Origin of the sequence: Pseudomonas sp. NBRC 111130, from assembly GCF_001320485.1 — a bacterium.
In the GTDB taxonomy this organism is placed as follows: domain Bacteria; phylum Pseudomonadota; class Gammaproteobacteria; order Pseudomonadales; family Pseudomonadaceae; genus Aquipseudomonas; species Aquipseudomonas vlassakiae.
This window is the reverse complement of sequence record NZ_BCBG01000002.1, coordinates 18,918-37,652: the sequence shown is the minus strand read 5'-3', so window position 1 is coordinate 37,652 and position 18,735 is coordinate 18,918. Positions and strand designations below refer to the sequence as shown.

At 62.5% G+C, this 18,735-nt stretch carries 15 protein-coding genes, 1 tRNA gene and 2 pseudogenes; 10 read left to right on the top strand and 8 right to left on the bottom strand.

Features of this window, described 5'->3' with window-relative positions:
- The 4 genes and pseudogenes from APH33_RS01090 to APH33_RS01080 form a co-directional block, all read right to left on the bottom strand.
- Positions 1–960 (bottom strand): cation diffusion facilitator family transporter, encoded by a 960-nt coding sequence (locus APH33_RS01090; RefSeq protein WP_054883384.1) that lies wholly within the window; start codon positions 958–960, stop codon positions 1–3.
- Between the two features lie 132 nt (positions 961–1,092).
- Positions 1,093–1,629, bottom strand: a pseudogene (locus tag APH33_RS27860) (methyl-accepting chemotaxis protein); the annotation flags it as partial.
- A 321-nt stretch (positions 1,630–1,950) separates the two neighbouring features.
- Positions 1,951–2,940, bottom strand: a pseudogene (locus APH33_RS27855) (HAMP domain-containing protein); the annotation flags it as partial.
- Positions 2,941–3,225: 285 nt separating this feature from the next.
- Positions 3,226–4,578 (bottom strand): APC family permease, encoded by a 1,353-nt coding sequence (locus APH33_RS01080; protein WP_054883382.1) that lies wholly within the window; start codon positions 4,576–4,578, stop codon positions 3,226–3,228.
- 466 nt (positions 4,579–5,044) lie between these two features.
- On the opposite strand from APH33_RS01080, the gene APH33_RS01075 reads away from it, so the two are divergent.
- Together APH33_RS01075 and nadA are read left to right on the top strand one after the other, a co-directional pair.
- On the top strand, positions 5,045–6,553 hold the full coding sequence (locus APH33_RS01075) for a YdgA family protein (protein WP_054883381.1): 1,509 nt from the start codon (positions 5,045–5,047) through the stop codon (positions 6,551–6,553).
- Between the two features lie 294 nt (positions 6,554–6,847).
- The gene (nadA, locus tag APH33_RS01070) at positions 6,848–7,906 is read left to right on the top strand and encodes a quinolinate synthase NadA (RefSeq protein WP_054883380.1); all 1,059 of its coding nucleotides are present in this window, start codon (positions 6,848–6,850) and stop codon (positions 7,904–7,906) included.
- Between the two features lie 117 nt (positions 7,907–8,023).
- On the opposite strand, the gene APH33_RS01065 is transcribed toward nadA, so the two are convergent.
- Positions 8,024–9,460, bottom strand: a complete 1,437-nt coding sequence (locus APH33_RS01065; RefSeq protein WP_054883379.1) for a M48 family metalloprotease — start codon at positions 9,458–9,460, stop codon at positions 8,024–8,026.
- 117 nt (positions 9,461–9,577) lie between these two features.
- Here APH33_RS01065 and APH33_RS01060 point away from each other — a divergent pair, with 117 nt between their 5' ends.
- Complete coding sequence (locus APH33_RS01060) at positions 9,578–9,817, top strand: sulfurtransferase TusA family protein (protein WP_054883378.1); 240 nt, start codon at positions 9,578–9,580, stop codon at positions 9,815–9,817.
- A 19-nt stretch (positions 9,818–9,836) separates the two neighbouring features.
- Complete coding sequence (locus APH33_RS01055; RefSeq protein WP_054883377.1) at positions 9,837–10,907, top strand: AI-2E family transporter; 1,071 nt, start codon at positions 9,837–9,839, stop codon at positions 10,905–10,907.
- 164 nt (positions 10,908–11,071) lie between these two features.
- Here APH33_RS01055 and APH33_RS01050 read toward each other — a convergent pair whose 3' ends face one another.
- Positions 11,072–11,545, bottom strand: coding sequence for a peroxiredoxin (locus APH33_RS01050; protein WP_054883376.1), 474 nt, complete (start codon positions 11,543–11,545; stop codon positions 11,072–11,074).
- Between the two features lie 11 nt (positions 11,546–11,556).
- Positions 11,557–12,117: a glycine cleavage system protein R gene (locus tag APH33_RS01045; RefSeq protein ID WP_013973793.1), complete on the bottom strand. Its 561-nt coding sequence runs from the start codon at positions 12,115–12,117 to the stop codon at positions 11,557–11,559.
- Between the two features lie 260 nt (positions 12,118–12,377).
- Here APH33_RS01045 and dapA point away from each other — a divergent pair, with 260 nt between their 5' ends.
- From dapA to APH33_RS01020, 5 genes are all read left to right on the top strand, one after another.
- Complete coding sequence (gene dapA, locus APH33_RS01040) at positions 12,378–13,265, top strand: 4-hydroxy-tetrahydrodipicolinate synthase (protein ID WP_054883375.1); 888 nt, start codon at positions 12,378–12,380, stop codon at positions 13,263–13,265.
- A gap of 15 nt (positions 13,266–13,280) precedes the next feature.
- Complete coding sequence (gene bamC, locus APH33_RS01035; RefSeq protein ID WP_054883374.1) at positions 13,281–14,399, top strand: outer membrane protein assembly factor BamC; 1,119 nt, start codon at positions 13,281–13,283, stop codon at positions 14,397–14,399.
- The gene (locus APH33_RS01030) at positions 14,400–15,158 is read left to right on the top strand and encodes an MBL fold metallo-hydrolase (protein ID WP_054883373.1); all 759 of its coding nucleotides are present in this window, start codon (positions 14,400–14,402) and stop codon (positions 15,156–15,158) included.
- A gap of 29 nt (positions 15,159–15,187) precedes the next feature.
- Positions 15,188–15,898, top strand: a complete 711-nt coding sequence (gene purC / locus APH33_RS01025; protein ID WP_011535129.1) for a phosphoribosylaminoimidazolesuccinocarboxamide synthase — start codon at positions 15,188–15,190, stop codon at positions 15,896–15,898.
- 91 nt (positions 15,899–15,989) lie between these two features.
- A tRNA-Ser gene (locus APH33_RS01020) sits at positions 15,990–16,079 on the top strand.
- A 72-nt stretch (positions 16,080–16,151) separates the two neighbouring features.
- On the opposite strand, the gene APH33_RS01015 is transcribed toward APH33_RS01020, so the two are convergent.
- A complete protein-coding gene (locus APH33_RS01015; protein ID WP_054883372.1) occupies positions 16,152–17,903 on the bottom strand; it encodes a hypothetical protein in 1,752 nt (583 codons plus the stop codon).
- A 520-nt stretch (positions 17,904–18,423) separates the two neighbouring features.
- Here APH33_RS01015 and APH33_RS01010 point away from each other — a divergent pair.
- Entirely contained in the window at positions 18,424–18,615 is a 192-nt protein-coding gene (locus APH33_RS01010; RefSeq protein WP_008097338.1) for a DUF4223 family protein, read from the top strand.
- Positions 18,616–18,735: the final 120 nt, after the last annotated feature.

The following is an 18,735-nucleotide window of genomic DNA, read 5'->3' as shown; positions in this document are numbered from 1 at the left end:
TTACTCCGCCCAGGCCGGGTCACCGGTGAACACCACGGTGATCCAGCGATCCGGGCCTTCGCCGCCGACTGCCTCGCCGACTTCGTCGCGCAAGGCATCCCACTCGGCGATCGAGCGCGGCGGCATGTCCGCCGGCACGATGAAATAGAGTTCGATCTCGCGTGAGCGCCCGACCTTGGCCACGTAGGCCTTGTAGGACTTCAAGCCGTGCCTGGCGACGAACTGTCGGGCGATGGTGTCGACATGCAGCTTGAGGTCGCCCGGTGTCACCAAAAAAATCTCTGACAGCGCCTGACGCACCACCGACAGCGGCAGCGGAATGATCACCAGGCAGACCAGTGCCAGTACCGCCGGGTCGATGTACGGCGATACCCACTCCCATTGCGTGCCCTGCACGGCGTAACCAAAGCAGAAGGCAATCAACAGGGCGGCGGTGATGCTGGCCGACATCACCCAGCCTTTGACGTCCATGCGCACGAAGTCTGACTTGAGCTTGCGGTTGGCGCGATGTTCCACCACGGCGATGGTCGCGCAGGCGACCACGGTCAGCAGCGCATAGACCATGGCGATGCCGAACTCCAGGTGGCGGCCGCCTTGCAGCAGGCTGCTGACTGCGTTGATCAGCGCGTAGATGGCGACGCCGCTGAGCAGGATCCCATTGAGTGCCAGGACCATCGGCTCCAGGTGCCAGAAGCCCATGGTGAAGCGCTCGCGCAGCTTGCGCGAGAGTTGCAGGCTGGTGGCGTGCGAGGTGATCAGTTTGACCACCACCAGCGACAGGCCGCTCATGCTGGCGTCGACCAGCGAATAGACGCCGTCGAAGACGATCGAGAAAGAGCCGGAGGCCAGGCCGAAGCCGATACCGATGGTGGCGATGAACAAGGTAACGGCGATCGAGGTGCGTAACAGGCCCTGTTCGCTGGTGATATCGAAGAAGGAAGAACGGGTTGCGGTTTGCATGGGGTGTGCTCGGTAAATAGCGATGTTTCTATGTTGGCTGTGCTGGCCCCTTCGCGGATGAACCCGCTCCCACAGATACAGCGCAGCTCGCTGGGCGATATTCCTGTGGGAGCTGGCAGAGGCCCTTACAGGCTAGACGCGAAACTGTTCCATCAATGCCTGCTGTTGATTCGCCAGTCGATTGAGCGCCTGGCTGATGCGTGCCGATTCATCCGCCTGGCCCGAGAGCGATTCGGTCACGTCGCGAATCCCGGCCACATTGCGGTTCACTTCCTCGGCCACCGCGCTCTGCTCCTCGGCCGCCGAGGCAATCTGCAGGTTCATGTCGCTGATCACCGCCACGGCCTCGCCGATGCGCTCCAGTGCGGGCAGCGCCTGCTCCATGCGCGTGGCGCTGGCCTGAGCCTGGCGCTGGCCTTCATGCATGGCGCCAACCACGTCCTGGGTGCCTTGCTGTAGCCCTTCGATCACTTGGCGGATCTCTTCCACCGACACCTGGGTGCGCTGGGCCAGGCTGCGCACTTCATCGGCGACCACGGCAAAGCCACGCCCGGCCTCGCCTGCGCGAGCGGCTTCGATGGCGGCATTGAGCGCCAGCAGGTTGGTCTGCTCGGCAATTGCGCGGATCACCTCAAGCACCGAGCCGATCTGCTCGCTGCGCTGCTCCAGCGCTCGGGCCTCGCCCATGGCGGCGTCCATGCCGGTGGCCAGTTGGTCGATGGTCTGGCGGGTGCTGGCGATCAACTGCAAGCCTTCACGGCTGGCCTGATCGGCGCCGCGTGCAGCCTGGGCGGCCTGGGCCGCGTTGTGGGCGACATCCTGGGCGGTGGCGCTCATTTCGTTGGCGGCGGTGGCGACCTGTTCGATTTCCCGCTGCTGTTGCTGCATGCCATTGCTGGTCTGGCTGGCAATAGCGGCGGATTGGTCGGCGGTGCCGCGGGCTTCGAGCAGCGAGCCTTTGACCTGGGCGATCACCGGCTGGAGCTTGTCGAGGAAGCGGTTGAACCAGCCTGTCAGCTGGCCCAGTTCGTCCTGACGGGCGTAGTCCAGGCGACGGGTCAGGTCGCCTTCACCACTGGCGATGTCTTTCAGCCGGTCGGCCACGGCGAGGATCGGCCGGGTCACGCCCCGCGCCGTCAGCCAGACCAGCAGCAGGCCGATGATGGCGGCGCCCAGGCCGATCAGCAGGCTGGTCAGGTTGGCGCTCTGGTTATGAGCGTCCAGGCGCAGGTTGAGGGCCAGGGCCGGCGCTTGCAGCACTGCCTCAGGCAGCTCCAGTTGCACCTGCCACGGGGTGGCGTCGGGGATCGGCGCGAACGGCCGGGTGACGCGCAGCAGGCCCTGGTCCACTTCTTTGTCCAGCGGCTGGCCCAGCTTGCTGGCGTCACGGCTATGCCCGGCGAGCAGGCCGGCAGCGCTGACAATGCTGACCTGGCCCTGGCCATCGAACAGCTCCTGGCGGCCATCCAGGCTCAGTTGCTGGAGGTTATCCAGGCCGATGTCCAGACCGACCACGCCCACCACCTTGCCGTTTTCCAGCAGGGGCAGGGCGATGCTGGTCATCAGCACCTGGTGGCCGTTGACCTCGTCGAGGTAGGGTTCGAGCACGCAGGCCCGGGTGGTTTCCTGCGGGCAGGTCAGCCAGCGGTTCCTGGCCAGGCCATTGGTGCCAGGGCTATTGTCGTTCAGCATCGATTCGGGCATCGCCTCAAGGTCCAGGGTGCCTGGGCGAGGTTGCGACCAATACAATGAGAAGCGTCCGCTTTCGTTGCTGCCGCTGGTCTCCTGGCCGATGAACTGATTATCCAGATGGTCGAGCGCATTGGGCTGGAACACCAGGTACAGGCCGATCACGTCCGGGTTGCCGGCCAGGCTGGCATGGGCCTGGCGGGTCAATTCGGCGCGCAGGTCGGTGCCGCCCTTGGCCTTGAGCACCTGTACCAGGCGGGCGAAGCCGTTGCCGTACTGGTAGGCGTCCATGAAGTAGCGCTGAATGCGCAGCGCCTGGGTTTCGGCGTGGGCCTGCAGGCGCAGGCGCGCACTGTGTTCGAGCATTTCCGTGTTGGCCTGGTTGACCAGCGCTGCGCTGCGCCGCGACTGGGCCAGTGAGCTGGCGACCAGCAAGGCGACGATGACCAGCAGGCAGAGGCCGGCGAGCAGGGTGATTTTCCACTGGATGGACAGGCGACGCAGCAGCATGAGGACTTTCCTTATCGGGCAACAACAACGCCCGCGTTCAGGCGCGGGCGTTGTCGGTGGCTGGAGTCAATCAGCGACGTAGTTCGGTGGCGAGACCCGGAAGGCCTTGGTCAGCCAGGCCAGGTGCAGCAGCCCGGCCAGTGCCCAGAGGCCGCCGAAGATCAACGAGTTCTCGTTGAGGTCGAGCCAGAGCTTGGCGATGATGCAGAAGCCGATGGTTGGCAGCACCAGGTACTTCATCTTGTTGGCCAGCCCCTGGCGATTGCCCTCGCGCAGGTAGCAGTGGCTGATCACCGACAAGTTGACGAAGCTGAACGCGACCAGGGCGCCGAAGTTGATGATCGAGGTGGCGGTGACCAGGTCGAAGAAGATTGCCGAGAGGGCGATCACGCCGACCACGGCGATGTTCACGATTGGCGTCTTGTAGCGCGGGTGCAGGCGGGCGAACACACCGCTCGGGATCACATTGTCACGGCCCATCACATACAGCAGGCGCGATACGCTGGTCTGCGAAGCCAGGCCCGAGGCGATGGTGTTGATCACCGTGCAGGCGATGAAAACCGACTGGAACAGCTTGCCACCGACATACAAGGCGATTTCCGGCAATGCTGCTTCCGGGTCGTGGAAGCGTGCGTTGGTCGGGAAGTAGGCCTGCATGAAGTACGACACGGCGATGAACACCACGCCACCGATCAGGGCGGTGAGGAAGATCGCCCGCGGGATGATCTTGCCTGGCTCCTTGGTTTCTTCGGACAGGCAGGTCACTGCGTCGAAGCCCAGGAACGAGAAGCACAGGATGGTTGCACCGGCAGCCAGGGCGCTGAGTTGCGTCTGCGAGTCGGCGAACGGGATCAGGCTCCAGGTGCTCCCCAGCCCCTCGCCCTGACCCAGGCCGCGAATGCACAGGTAGATGAACACCGACATGATCATCAGCTGCACCACCACGAACAACAGGTTGAAGTGCGCGACCAGATTGATACTGCGCATGTTGATCAGGCTGATCAGGGTGACGAAGCCGGCCACCCACATCCACGCCGGCACTTCAGGGAACATCGCCGAAAGGTAGAGCTTGGCCAGCAGGGCGTTGACCATGGGCAGCAAGAGGTAGTCCAGCAGCGAAGACCAGCCGACCAGGAAGCCAACGTGCGGGTTGATGGCGCGTTGGGTGTAGGTATAGGCGGAGCCGGACTGCGGGAACCGGCGTACCAGTGTGCCGTAGCTCACAGCGGTGAACAGAACGCCGGCCAGGGCCAGCAGATAGGCACTGGGAACGTGGCCGTTGGTAACGCCGGACACGATGCCGAACGTGTCGAACACGGTCATCGGCGTGAGGTACGCCAGACCGATGATGACCACGTGCCAGAGGCGCAGGGATTTACGGAATTGGCCGTTGCCGGTGGCGTTGTGGTCATGCTGCATGCTGGTGTGGCTCCATGTTGTTCACCTTTTTGTTTGGAGCAGAGATAGGCGCGGGCTAGGCGCCGACGTCAGGCTTGCAGTGCCTTGGCGAGGAGGTTGAAGCGTGCGGGCAGGGGCATCCGAGCATCATGACGGCGCGACTTTTTCTTCTTCGTGGATCGGGCGCTGAGCGAGGTGGTGAAAATAAAAAACGATTGGTAGGGAGGCGTCAAGTTAAACATGACAAGATGTTGCGAAATTGAAATATTTATTAGGTGAACACCCTGAATGTTCGATTTTTGCGCGTTTTTTTGCGGTTTCGAGCGAGCGCGATGTTCGTAAAAATGAACGATTGTCGGACGCTTCGCAAATTCATCCTTTCTGCCTTGAGGCCGTCACTCGTCTGGCGCGGCAATGATATCCTTTTGCACCCCTCGCAGCCGATTGGCTGCGAATCTGCCCATATGGACATCGATCGGTTCTATTCATGAAGAAATCAGTAGGCATTCTTTGCGGCCTGGCCATCGCCATCGCCGTCGTGACCACCGCTGGCGCCTGGTACACCGGCAAGCAACTGCCGGGGGAGCTGGAAAATGCTGTCAGCCGCAGCAACGAACAGCTCAAAAAAGCCCTGGTCAATCATGGCGGCAGCATGACGGTTGAGCTGGTATCCCTCGATCAGCATCTGTTCAGCAGCACGGCGCAGTATCGGCTCAAGGCCAAGGACATCAACCTCGGCCATGGCGAAGTGCTCAGCTTCGACCTGGGCATGACCGACCAGATCGAACACGGCCCGTTCCCATGGTCGCGGGTCAAGGCGCTGCAACTGATGCCCGTGCTGGCCGCCAGCAACAGCAGCTTGCAGAAGGATGAACTGACTGCCCCGTGGTTCGCTGCGGCAGGCGAGCAATCGCCGATCCGCGCGCATACCAGCCTGGGCTTTGCTGGCAACGTCGACAGCACCATCACCGTGGCACCGCTCAAGCACACCGAGGCCAATGGCAGCAGCCTGGACTTCTCCGGCATGACCCTGGAGGTCAGCGGTGATCAGGAAGGCAAGGCGTCGAAGTTCCACGGCAGCGCGGATCGCTTCGAGATGAAGCTGGTCGGCGACGACCAGCCGCCAACCACCCTCGAACTTTCGGGCCTGAAGGTTGGCGGCAACCTTACGGCCAGCAAGCACGACGCCGTATACGTCGGCGAGGTCGACATGCTGTTGGCGCAGGCCAGGGCGACCTTGGGTGACAAGCAGCAGGAACTGGTGCTCAAGGGGCTCCAGCAGACTGTCCAGCAGACCCTGGATGGCCCCGACACCGTGGCGGGTCGCGTGGATTATCGGGTGGCTGATATCACCTGGGATGGCCGTGCGGTCGGCAATGTGCAGATGGGCGTGAGCATCAAGTCGCTCAATGCGCCGGCCTTGCAGTCATTGTCGAAGTGGTACCAGGCCCACCTGCCGGAGTTCGAAGCGGCCCAGGCTGCCGGTCAACCGGTGCCGGAAATCCAGATGGATGAGGCGGAAAAAGCCCGGTTCCACGGAGATCTGCAACAGTTGCTGGCCTCCAAGCCCAAGCTGGCGATCGAGAACCTGGCGTTGCGCACTGCCAATGGCGAGAGCCGCTTCGAACTGTCGATGGACTTTTCCAACCCGGCTTCGTTCGACCTGCCGCCAGACCAGCTGAGCAAGCAACTGATCACCGAAGTGAAGAGCAAGCTGACCTTGTCCAAGCCGATGATCGGCGACCTGGCGACCTTGCAGGCGCTGCTGGAAGGGCAGACCGATGCCCAGGCGATTGCCATGCAGTCCGGCCAGGCCGGGGAGATGGTCGGCATGATGGCGCTGCAGAGCGGCCTGGCCACCGTGCAGGGCAACGATGTGGTGTCGAGCCTGCACTATGCCGATGGCATGGTCGATTTCAACGGCAAGAAGATGACCGTCGAAGCGTTCGCCATGTTGCTGGCGGCGCATTTTGCCGCCATGCAACCGCAGGGCTGATGTTCTGCCTGTGCTGGCCTCTTCGCGGCTAAAGCCGCTCCCACAGGGATCAACTCGCGCCTGAGGTCAGCACAGGTCTGTGGGAGCGGCTTTAGCCGCGAAGAGGCCAGCACAGGCATTACAAAAACCGCTTTTGAATTCCCCAGATTGTCTGTAGCCTTCGGCGTCCGATAATAATCCGCGCCCGCAGAGGGCCGTGGCGGCACGCCTGCCGTCCGGCACCCCTAGCCGATCTGCCAGGGCCGGGTGATACACTCGATTTGACGCGCACGCGCGCCTGCAGGTCCAGCGATCATGACCCAGATTTCCGAACGCCTGTTGGTTCAGGCCCACCTTGACGCCAAGCAGCCCAACCCGCTGACCGCCGGGCAGGAGGCCGAATACCGTGCGGCCATCGCTGCCGAGCTGAAAGCCCAGAACGCCGTGCTGGTAGCCCACTATTACTGCGACCCGGTCATCCAGGCGCTGGCTGAAGAGACGGGCGGTTGCGTGTCCGACTCGCTGGAAATGGCCCGCTTCGGCAAGAACCACCCTGCCGAGACGGTGATCGTCGCGGGTGTGCGCTTCATGGGCGAAACCGCCAAGATCCTCACCCCGGAAAAACGCGTGTTGATGCCGACCCTGGAGGCCACCTGTTCGCTCGACCTGGGCTGCCCGGTCGAAGAGTTCTCGGCCTTCTGCGACCAGCACCCCGAGCGTACCGTGGTGGTTTATGCGAATACCTCTGCTGCGGTGAAGGCACGGGCGGACTGGGTGGTGACCTCCAGCTGCGCGCTGGAGATCGTCGAAAGCCTGATGGATAACGGTGAGACCATTATCTGGGGCCCGGACCAGCACCTTGGCCGTTACATCCAGAAGCAGACCGGTGCCGACATGCTGCTGTGGGACGGTGCCTGCATCGTTCACGAAGAGTTCAAGTCGCGCCAGCTGGCCGACATGAAGGCGCTGTACCCGGATGCCGCCATCCTGGTACACCCGGAGTCGCCGGAAGCGGTCATCGAGCTGGCCGACGCGGTAGGCTCGACCAGCCAGCTGATCAAGGCAGCGCAAACCCTGCCGAACAAGACCTTCATCGTCGCCACTGACCGCGGCATCTTCTACAAGATGCAGCAGCTGTGCCCTGACAAGGAATTCGTCGAAGCGCCGACGGCCGGCAACGGCGCGGCCTGCCGCAGCTGCGCGCATTGCCCGTGGATGGCGATGAATACCCTGGAGCGGGTGCTGGATTGCCTGCGGCACGGGAGCAACGAGATCTTCGTTGACCCGGCGCTGGTACCGAAGGCCATCAAGCCGCTGAACCGCATGCTCGACTTTACCCAGGCGGCTCGCCTGAAGCTCTCCGGTAACGCTTGAGATTGCTGGGGCCGCTTTGCGGCCCATTCGCGACACAAGGCCGCTCCTACAGGCGATCGCGTACCCATGCAGGAGCGGCCTTGTGTCGCGAATGGGGCGCAAAGCGGCCCCAGGATCTCAGCGGCCCATCATTTCCTGAACCATGCGCTTCTGCTCCATGATTTCGCGCTGGCGCTGGTCGATCTGCGAAGCCAGCGGGAAGTTGCCGCCCGCCCGCCGCTTGGCGTAGTCCAGCTGCTGTACCGCCTGGTCGAAATCCCCCACCAGCGTGAAGTATTCGGCGCGCGCCCGATGCAGCCCGATGGTATTGCCCGACAACCCGCGCACTTCCGCCATGTCGTACCAGACGTCCGGGTCATCCGGTCGGCTCTTGAGCAGGTCTTCCAGCACCTTCTCGGCCTCGGCGGGCTTGTTCTGCTTCACCAGCAGGTCGGCACGTACCTGTTTCAGCGGGTAGTTGGCCGGGTATAGCCCCTGCATGCGCTCGGCACGTTGCTGTGCGTCGGCCAGGCGGTTGTTGGTGATATCCAGGTCGATCTGCGCCAGGTTGTAGGTAATGTCGTTGGGCGCTTTGGCCAGCAATGGCTTGAGGTTTTCTCGCGCTTCGTTGAGCTGGCCACCCTTGATCTGCGCCAGGGCCAGGCCATAGCGGGCGGCATCGAGTTTTGGATCTTCGTCGAGCTGGGCGCGGAAGCGCTTGGCTGCCAGACCTGAGGTGCCCTCGTAAGTGAGTGCCACCCGGGCGCGGATCAGCTGGTAGCGTTGGCTGTCCTCGACGCCGCCTTTGGGCGCCTGCTCGGCGCGGTTGCGGGTGTCGGCGATACGCGATTCGGTTACCGGGTGAGTCAACAGGAATTCTGGCGGCTTGGCATCGTAGCGGTACTGGCGCGCCAGGCGCTCGAACATGGTCGGCATGTTGCGCGGGTCGTAGCCGGCCCTTTCCAGGTTCTGGATGCCCACGCGGTCGGCTTCCTGTTCGTTCTGCCGCGAGAAGCGCCGTTGTTCCTGGAGAGCCGCCGCCTGGGTACCGGCGATCATGCCGATGCCGGCATCACCGGCGCCGCCCGCCGCCAGCACGATGCCAGCCAGCAGGGCCGCCATCATCGGCAGTTGCATGCGCTGCTGGGCCTCGACGCCGCGGGCGAAGTGGCGTTGCGACAAGTGCGCGAGTTCGTGCGCCAGCACCGAGGCATATTCGCCTTCGGTCTGGGCATTGAGGAACAAGCCGCCGTTGACACCGACGATGCCGCCCGGCGCGGCAAAGGCATTGAGTTCGCGGCTGTCGATGAGGATGAATTCCAGGCGTCGGTCCTGCAGCTGGCTGGTTTCGGCCAGGCGGTAGACGGTGGTTTCGACGTAGTCCTTGAGCTGTGGGTCGTTGAGTTGGTTGACCTGGCCGCGCAGCAGGCTCAGCCAGGCGCGGCCAAGGTCGTGCTCCTGCTTGGGTGAAACGATGGCGGAACTGGCGTCGCCCAGTGACGGCAGGTCGTCGGCGTGGCCTGGAAGGGCCATGAGGCAGGCCAGCGCCAGCAGGGTAGGGCGCAGTAGATTCATGCAGAAGCTCGCGTCGATGAAAAGCCTTACTGTAGCCGGGTCGCGCGGAGCCGACCAGTGGCGGTATGCTACCGAGCTTTCCCCAAGACTTTCTGCCTCGCCCTGGAGACGCACCCGATGAGTGACCCCCTGACCTGCGACGCCGAACTCGACGCCAGCGGGCTGAACTGCCCGTTGCCGCTGCTCAAGGCGAAGATGGAACTCAATCGCCTGGCCAGCGGTGCGATCCTCAAAGTCGTCGCCACCGATGCAGGTTCGCAGCGCGACTTCCGCACTTTCGCCAAGCTTGCCGGTCATACCCTGCTGCAAGAAACGGCCGAGGCCGGTACCTATACCTACTGGCTCCGCAAGGCCTGAGCCAACCGAAGGATCGTCAATGTTCAAAGTGCTTCGCGACTGGATAGAGCGCTACTTCTCCGATGAGGAAGCGGTGGTGCTGGCGGTCCTGCTGTTCCTCGCCTTCACCGCAGTGCTCACCCTCGGCGGCATGCTGGCGCCCGTGCTGGCCGGTATGGTCCTGGCGTTCCTGATGCAGGGCCTGGTCAATGCCCTGGAGCGCATGCGGATGCCGACCCGGTTTGCGGTGATGCTGGTGTTCGCCCTGTTCATGGGGGCGCTGGCGGTGTTCATGCTGGTGCTGGTGCCGCTGCTCTGGCATCAGCTGATTACGCTGTTCAACGAATTGCCGGGGATGCTCGGCAAATGGCAGTCGCTGCTGCTCCTGCTGCCGGAGCGTTATCCGCACCTGGTGTCGGACGAGCAGGTGTTGCATGCGATCGAGTCGGTGCGCGGCGAAATCGGCAAGTTCGGGCAATGGGCGCTGACCTTCTCGCTGTCGAGCCTGCCGCTATTGGTCAACGCGATGATCTACCTGGTGCTGGTGCCGATCCTGGTGTTCTTCTTCCTCAAGGACCGCGAGCTGATCGGGCGCTGGGTCAGTGGTTACCTGCCGCGTCAGCGCACCCTGCTGAACCGCGTGGGTAGCGAGATGAACCGGCAGATCGCCAATTACATTCGCGGCAAGGGCATCGAAATCCTGATCTGCGGGATCGCCACCTACATAGCCTTCATCAGCCTGGGGCTCAATTACGCCGCGTTGCTGGCGCTGCTGGTGGGGTTGTCGGTGGTGGTGCCCTACGTGGGCGCGGTGGTCGTGACCGTGCCGGTGACGTTGATCGCGCTGTTCCAGTGGGGCTGGGGCGACCAGTTCATTTTCCTGATGACGGTGTACGCGATCATCCAGGCGCTGGATGGCAACGTGCTGGTGCCGCTGCTGTTCTCCGAGGCGGTGAGCCTGCACCCGGTGGCGATCATCTGCGCGGTGCTGCTGTTTGGGGGGCTGTGGGGCTTCTGGGGGATCTTCTTTGCGATCCCGCTGGCGACCTTGATCAAGGCTGTGCTGGATGCCTGGCCTCGGCAGGAGCCGAGCGTCTCGCCGATGTTGTGAATGTAACTGGGGCCGCTTTGCGGCCCTTCGCGGGCACGCCCGCTCCCACAGGAATGGCGCCAGCTTTCAACATGTGGGCAAGACAGTTGCTGCCACAGGAATCGTGCAAGTCCTTGTGGGAGCGGGCGTGCCCGCGAAGGGCTGCAAAGCAGCCCCAGTCAAACTCAGGCTTTATTCAAGGCCTGGGCCGCTGCCAGCACGGCATCCACATGCCCCGGTACTTTCACGCCACGCCATTGCTGACGCAGTACGCCATCCTTGTCGATCAGGAACGTGCTGCGATCGACGCCCAGGTATTCTTTGCCATACAGCTTCTTCAGCTTGATCACGTCGAACAGTTGGCACAGGGCCTCGTCCTTGTCGCTGATCAGCTCGAACGGGAAGCCTTGCTTGGCCTTGAAGTTTTCATGCGACTTGATGCCATCGCGTGACACGCCGAACACCACGGTGTTGGCGGCGGCAAAGGCATCATGCTGGTCGCGGAAACCCTGGCCTTCGGTGGTGCAGCCCGGGGTGCTGTCCTTTGGATAGAAGTACACCACGACCTGCTGGCCCTTGAGCTCGGCAAGGCTGACGGTCTGGCCGCTGGTGGCCTGGGCCTGGAAGTCGGCGACGGGTTGGTCGAGAGCTACTGCCATGGTCGGTTTCCTTACATGGGGTTCTGTGGACGCCATGGCTCGATCAGCGCATCGAGGTTCAGGGCATCGGCGAAGTCCAGGAACTGGTCGCGCAGCCAGCTGATCTGCGTGCCAGCCGGCAGGATCACGGTGAACTGGGCGTTGAGCATGCTGCTGCCAGTCTGCGGCGCCAGGTAGGTATCGCAGGTCATGGCTTCGAGCTCGACGCGGTGGTCGAGGAAGAACTGGCACAGCTCGTTGATGATGTCCGGGCGATAGGCGGCGCTGACGTAGGCCACATAGGGCAGGGCCTGCGGGCGCACTTCCTGGTCGGCGCTGCGCACCACGTCGAGGGTCAGGCCGTGTTTCTTGCCCAGGCCCGGGAGCATGGCTTCGAGGCGTGCCAGGGCATCCCAGCTGCCGCCTACCTGCAGCACCAGGGCGCTGGTCTCGCCGTGGCGGCTCAGGCGCGATGTGACCACCGCGCAGCGGTTTTCGAAGGCGGCGCGGCTGAGGACGTTGGCCAGCTCCATTGGGTTGGGGCCCAAGGCGCTGATGACAAGGAATTGTTCGCGGACGGTGGGGGTGGACATGCAGCATTCCTAAAGCGATGAGCGGTCGGTGCAGGACGGGCGAAAGCCTCCTGTCGGCAGGGCCCGGGGCTCGCATGCGAGGACGTGGACGCTGGCCGGGGAGCAGGGTCGGCGGCCCGGCGGGCCGCGCTGCACCGATCAAAGGATCAAGGGTAGCGAAATAAGGCGCCGAGGGGAATGCTCCGCCCGCCTGCTTCGCTTGTGCAAGGCCGATGCCCCCAGTACCATTACCGCTCTCTTTTTCCGGCAGGAGCAGTTACATGATTGCGGGCAGTATGGTGGCGTTGGTCACACCCATGGATGCACAAGGGCGTCTGGACTGGGTCAGCCTCGACAAACTTGTAGACTTCCACCTGGAAAACGGCACCCACGCGATCGTCGCAGTCGGCACCACCGGTGAGTCGGCCACGCTCGATGTCGAAGAGCACATCCTGGTCATCAAGCACGTGGTCGAGCGCGTCAAGCGCAGCAACAAGCCGATCCCGGTGATCGCCGGCACCGGTGCGAACTCCACCACAGAAGCCGTGCACCTGACCCAGAACGCCAAGAATGCCGGCGCCGACGCCTGCCTGCTGGTCGTGCCGTACTACAACAAGCCGACCCAGGAAGGCCTGTACCAGCACTTCAAGCACATTGCCGAAGCCGTCGACATTCCGCAGATCCTCTACAACGTGCCCGGTCGCACCTCCTGCGACATGCAGGCCGAGACCGTGATCCGCCTGTCGAAGGTCAAGAACATCATCGGCATCAAGGAAGCCACCGGCGACCTGGCCCGTGCCAAGGCCATTCTCGAGGGTGTCGACAAGGATTTCATCGTCCTGTCCGGCGATGACCCGACTGCCGTCGAGCTGATCCTGATGGGCGGCAAGGGCAACATTTCCGTCACCGCCAACGTCGCCCCGCGCGGCATGGCCGACCTGTGCGAGGCCGCCCTTGAGGGCAATGCCGAGAAGGCCCGCGCTATCAACGAAAAACTCATGCCGCTGCACAAAGACCTGTTCTGCGAAGCCAACCCGATCCCTGTCAAGTGGGCGCTGGTGGAAATGGGCCTGATGCACAAGGGCATTCGCCTGCCGCTGACCTGGCTGAGCGAAGGTTGCCACGAAAAAGTCCGTACTGCCTTGCGCCAGTCCGGCGTACTGGTTTAAGAGGAAGTACACCGCATGAAGCGACTGGCTGGTCTTTCCGCACTCGCCCTGATTATTTCCAGCACCAGTGGGTGTGGCTGGCTGTGGGGCGAGGATGGCTATTTCCGCGACCGCGGCAGCGATTACCTGCAGGCGCACCCGACCGCGCCGATGCAGTTGCCGCCAGACGCCGGCAACGTCAAGCGCCTCGATCCGTTGCTGCCGATCCCGCGCAACGTCGCCGACGATCATGCCACTGGCGAGTTCGAAGTGCCGCGCCCGCAGCCACTCACCGCTGGCGCCGAAGCCAGCGACTACACCCTGCAACGCAGCGGCAGCAGCCGCTGGGTGCTGGCCCAGCATTCGCCGGCCGAAGTATGGCCGGTGGCGCACCAGTTCTTCGAGGACAATGGTTTCCGCATCGCTGACGAGCGCCCGCAGACCGGTGAGTTCAGCACCACCTGGCAGCGTTTCGACGAACTGTCGGCATCGCTCGGCCAGCGTCTGTCGAGCACTGCCAGCAGTGGCGACAGCGAAGTGCGTGTGCGTGTTCGTATCGAGCCCGGCGTGCAGCGCAACACCTCCGAGGTGTACATCGTCAGCGTCGAGCGCCCGGCCGGCAGCACCGCCGACACTGCGTTCCCGTCCACTTCGGCCAACACCGGGGCCGACGCGCTGCTGGTCGACGAAATGCTTGCCAGCATGAGCCGCAGCGCCGAGAAGGGCGGTTCGGTATCGCTGCTGGCTGCGCGTGACTTCGACGCGCCTAGCCGTGTCACCCTAAGCGAAGACGGCAGCGGCAACCCGGTGCTGTTCCTCGGCTCGGACCTGGACCGTGCCTGGTCTGGCGTGGGCCGGGCCCTGGAGCAGGGTGGCCAGTGGCGTGTCGAGGACATCAACCGCAGCCTGGGCCTGTACTACATCAACCTGTCGGAAAAGCCTGACGACAAGCAGAACGAGCCTGGCTTCTTCAGCCGTGTGTTCGGCAGTGCTCCGACCAAGGAAGAGCGTGAAGCCCGCGCCGAGCGTTATCAGGTACGCCTGAGCAAGGTGGGCGAAAGCGTGCAGGTCACCGTCGAGAAGAACATCAACACCGTGGCCCCGGCCGACGTCGCCCGCCGCGTGCTGAGCGCCATTCAGGACCACCTGGGCTAAGTGCGCTTCGCGGTACTCGGAAGCGGCAGCCAGGGAAATGGCACGCTGATCGCCAGTGGTGACACGTTCATCCTGGTCGATTGCGGCTTTTCCCTGCGTGAAACCGAGCGGCGCCTGGCGCTGCTCGGGGTGTCGGCGGCACAACTGAGCGCTGTGCTGGTCACCCATGAACATGCCGACCACGTGCATGGGGTGGGGTTGCTGTCTCGGCGCTACAATGTACCGGTCTACCTCAGCCAAGGCACATTGCGCGGCATGCGCAAGCCGGTTGAGGTGGCCGGTTTTCTCGCGTGTGGCCAGCAGCTGCAGATCGGTGGGCTGGAAGTGAGCCCGGCACGGGTCGAGCACGACGCCTACGAACCGTTGCAGTACGTGTTCAGCGACGGCCGCCGGCGTTTCGGCATGCTCACCGACCTGGGGTCGTACGATGCGCTGCTGCTCGAGCGCTACCGGGGCCTGGACGCACTGCTGATCGAAGCCAACCACTGCCGCGAGCTGCTCGCGCGCGGTCACTACCCGGCCTTCCTGAAGCAGCGGGTAGGTGGCATGCAAGGACATTTGAACAATCACCAGGCCGCGCGCCTGGTGCAGGAGTTGGGCTGGAACACCTTGCAGCACCTGGTGCTGGCCCACCTCAGCAGCAAGAACAACCTGCCACACTTGGCCCGTCAGTGCTTCGTCGACACCCTTGGGTGCGACCCGGACTGGCTCCAGGTGGCGAATCAGGAACACGGGCTCGACTGGCGCGAAATCGCCTAGCCCAACACCTCAGCAAGCGGAGCCCAATCATGGAAAAACGCGACGAACTCTACCGCGGCAAGGCCAAATCGGTTTACAAGACCGACGACGCCGACCGCTTGATCCTGCTGTTCCGTAACGACACTTCGGCGTTCGATGGCAAGCGCATCGAGCAGCTTGACCGCAAGGGCATGGTGAACAACAAGTTCAATGCCTTCATCATGCAGAAGCTCGAAGAAGCCGGCGTGCCGACCCAGTTCGACAAACTGCTGGGCGACAACGAGTGCCTGGTGAAGAAGCTGGACATGATCCCGGTCGAGTGCGTGGTGCGCAACTACGCCGCCGGCAGCCTGGTCAAGCGCCTGGGCGTGGAGGAGGGCATCAAGCTGGAGCCGTCCACCTTCGAACTGTTCCTGAAGAACGACGAGAAGGGTGACCCGTTCATCAACGAATCCCACGTTGTCGCTTTCGGCTGGGGTACCGCCGAGCAGCTGGTCGAGATGAAGAAGCTGTCGCTGAAAGTCAACGAAGTGCTGAGCAAGCTGTTCGATGACGCCGGCCTGCTGCTGGTCGACTTCAAGCTGGAATTCGGTGTGTTCCACGGCCAGATCGTCCTGGGCGACGAGTTCAGCCCGGACGGCTGCCGCCTGTGGGACAAGGAAACCCGCAAGAAGATGGACAAGGACCGCTTCCGTCAGGGGCTGGGCGACGTGATCGAGGCCTACGAAGAAGTTGCCAAGCGCCTGGGCGTGCCGCTGTAACCCGCACGTTCACGCAAGCGTCTGATACCACGCGATTTTTTTGGAAAAAAGATTTGCGTTTCAAGAAAACGCTGGTATGATGCGCGGCATTGGAGAGATGCCGGAGTGGTCGAACGGGACGGATTCGAAATCCGTTGTACTGGCAACAGTACCTAGGGTTCAAATCCCTATCTCTCCGCCATACAAGATGAAGCCCCGCAGATTAACGTCTGCGGGGCTTTTTCGTTTCTGGCGTTGTTATCTTCGTTTCAGCTCACCAAGGCGTTGGCTCCAGCGCGCCAACCCCTGTTGGGGTGGTACTGCCCTCGCCATTACGCAGGAACGGCAGGTGCCAGAAGTCGTTGGGCACGATCTCGTCCCCAGGCTTGACGTTCTCCGGGAAGATGAACTCGAACACCGGTGCCACGTACTGCCCGGCAGTCAGGCCGTTGGCGACGGTCAGCCGGCTGGCGTTCTGCAGGCAGCTATCGACACCCGGTTGCGCAAGGGTGTTGGTGGGGACACACAGTGAACGAGCGACCACCCGCAAGGTACGGGTTGGCTGGCTGAGCAGGCCGGTCGGCGCCTTGGACGCACGCAACCGTGCGCGTTGTGGTTGTGGGCCTACGTTTTGCGTGGTGATCCCGCCTGAGGCGCCGGCGCAGGTGGGCGCCAGGACGGCGGCAGGGTCGCATTCCCCGGTCATTTCAAACGGCGTGATCCAGCGGTTGCGCTGTACACCGGTGGCTGGGTCGACATCGATCAGGTAGATGTCCACCGGAGTCTTGACGTCGGTGGTCTCGGCTTCGAGGAAGATCCGGTCCTGGGTTTCCTGGGCTGCACCGTTGACTGCTACCGCAGCCGGGTCTGCAGTGCCGACGCCGAATTCGCCAATGGCCAGATAGCTGGGCTGAGAGCCCGGTTGGGTATAGATACCGAGGTTGGCCTCGATGGTGTGAGCGGAAATGAAGTCCGGCACACCGGCCGTGGTCGATTTGAACAGCGTGCCGGAGTAGGTAATGAAGTCGCCGACTTCAAAGGGTACTTGTTGCGTCGGGTCCGGGTCGGTTGCGGTCCGTGTCGGGTCACTGAAGCGCTTCATGACGAACTGGCTGCAATACAGCTGGCCAGCCTTCGGTGGTGTCAATTCACCGGATGCAGGCAACGCTACGCCGGCCTGGGCAAAGTTGCGGCAGTTGTTGGTTGTGGTTGGAGTGACCACTTTCGGCCGGTTTTTCTGAGGGCACAGCGGGTCATCACCGGTACGTGGCACGCACATCGGGTAACCCGTGGCCGAGTGAATGGTCGGGTTGGCGTCATCTACCGAAAAGCGAGGATCGGGGCTCTGGGCCCTACCGAAACGCCCGTTAGGGTCGTTGATCTGCAAGATGGTCGGTTGCGGCGAGTTGGTACTCGTCACCTCTATGTTCCCGGTGGTCTGGTCAATCCTGCTGATATAACCACTGCCGACCTGGGCCGATTGCTGGGAGACAAAGATCAGCCCGGCAATTTGTTTGCCGGCGACGGTATTGCCGACAACATGCACTTCAAACGATGGGTAAGTGGCCGGTAGTTGTTTAAGACCCAACGGGCCGCCGTGTACGAAGTCCGCCCAGGTGAGTGTATTGGCGGGCATCTGGATGACCGAGTTGCAGGGCACGGTAATAGTTGTGCCGTTGACCACAACAGTACCGCCCAACCGGTCCGGGCTGCTGGTATTCGGGCAGTTGCTGTTGCTGCTGTCGACGGTCATGTCCTGAATGAAGCCGGTGATATCGAAGCCATGAATGGCCAGCGGGTCGGCAAAGATCGGGTCAGGAAGGGTGGGCGTTGTGAAAGGTGATGTCGTGCCCTTGACCGGTTTGTCGGTCCCGCCCTTGGCCCAGGCATCGCCGGGCGAAGCAACAGTCAATGCCAGTGCGGCGAACATTGCACCTGCCAGCAGTGCCGGTTGAGCGAACAGCGTATTGAGCCGCGCTTGAGCGAGGGCTGCGGCCGAAGTCTTGAGTCCTGCAGATATGCTCATAATGGTCTCCGAAATGCTTCCAGCCACGTTGCAAGCATTCGATCCACCGTTAGAGGGCTCGTGTTGCACGAGTGCCTGTGCAAAAACTACGGAGCGATACGGATATCGAATAAACGGCTCGAGCAGGGTAATGCCCATCGGTCTCGGGCGGCGATGAACTGGCCGGTTCAGGACATGTTCGCCAGAGAGTTCCTTGAGCCATATCGGTCAAAGCACGTGTTGTGCCAGTGCCGGTTTGCAACAGTGAACCCCGAAAAAACTATTACTAATTGTAAAAATTTTATTGGCAGTGTGCTGGGTCGTTATTGGGACTGCCCACGTTTGGGTGGTGTATCGCCGTTATTGGGGAAATGGCGTTTGCTGTTTGGGGGGAAACGGATTGACTGTTGATAAAAGTGATTTGCCGGATAAGGCACCCGTTGTCGATGGCTAATTGCGACTTGGATCCAATGCCTGGGTTCTGTATCATCCCGCCGCCATCAGAAAGATGGTCGAAGATGAAGCATTTAAAGGACTTAGTATGAAAAAGCTGTTCAAGGCCACTGTCGCCGTTGCTGTCGTATCCGGCGTTGCCCTGCTGTCGGGCTGCACTGGCCAAGTCTACAACCAGCAGAAAAACTGCTCGTACGACTACCTGTTCCACCCTTCGGTTTCCATCTCCAAGGTCATCGGTGGCTGCGGCCCTATCGATAAACTGCCTCAGCCGCAGTAAGCCTGGTGATCTACAGATCTCGCCGCTAGTGGCCTGATCCGACGCCCCCGGTCATGCAGATGGCCGGGGGTTTTTGTTGCCCGAAAGCTTTTGCGGTGGGCGAAAATCACTGAGACAACC

Bases quoted from the DNA above. Each gene is read 5' to 3' on its own strand.
- APH33_RS01090 (WP_054883384.1), bottom strand. From the start codon at position 960: ATGCAAACCGCAACCCGTTCTTCCTTCTTCGATATCACCAGCGAACAG.
- APH33_RS01080 (WP_054883382.1), bottom strand. From the start codon at position 4,578: ATGCAGCATGACCACAACGCCACCGGCAACGGCCAATTCCGTAAATCC.
- APH33_RS01075 (WP_054883381.1), top strand. From the start codon at position 5,045: ATGAAGAAATCAGTAGGCATTCTTTGCGGCCTGGCCATCGCCATCGCC.
- nadA (WP_054883380.1), top strand. From the start codon at position 6,848: ATGACCCAGATTTCCGAACGCCTGTTGGTTCAGGCCCACCTTGACGCC.
- APH33_RS01065 (WP_054883379.1), bottom strand. From the start codon at position 9,460: ATGAATCTACTGCGCCCTACCCTGCTGGCGCTGGCCTGCCTCATGGCC.
- APH33_RS01060 (WP_054883378.1), top strand. From the start codon at position 9,578: ATGAGTGACCCCCTGACCTGCGACGCCGAACTCGACGCCAGCGGGCTG.
- APH33_RS01055 (WP_054883377.1), top strand. From the start codon at position 9,837: ATGTTCAAAGTGCTTCGCGACTGGATAGAGCGCTACTTCTCCGATGAG.
- APH33_RS01050 (WP_054883376.1), bottom strand. From the start codon at position 11,545: ATGGCAGTAGCTCTCGACCAACCCGTCGCCGACTTCCAGGCCCAGGCC.
- APH33_RS01045 (WP_013973793.1), bottom strand. From the start codon at position 12,117: ATGTCCACCCCCACCGTCCGCGAACAATTCCTTGTCATCAGCGCCTTG.
- dapA (WP_054883375.1), top strand. From the start codon at position 12,378: ATGATTGCGGGCAGTATGGTGGCGTTGGTCACACCCATGGATGCACAA.
- bamC (WP_054883374.1), top strand. From the start codon at position 13,281: ATGAAGCGACTGGCTGGTCTTTCCGCACTCGCCCTGATTATTTCCAGC.
- purC (WP_011535129.1), top strand. From the start codon at position 15,188: ATGGAAAAACGCGACGAACTCTACCGCGGCAAGGCCAAATCGGTTTAC.
- APH33_RS01015 (WP_054883372.1), bottom strand. From the start codon at position 17,903: ATGAGCATATCTGCAGGACTCAAGACTTCGGCCGCAGCCCTCGCTCAA.
- APH33_RS01010 (WP_008097338.1), top strand. From the start codon at position 18,424: ATGAAAAAGCTGTTCAAGGCCACTGTCGCCGTTGCTGTCGTATCCGGC.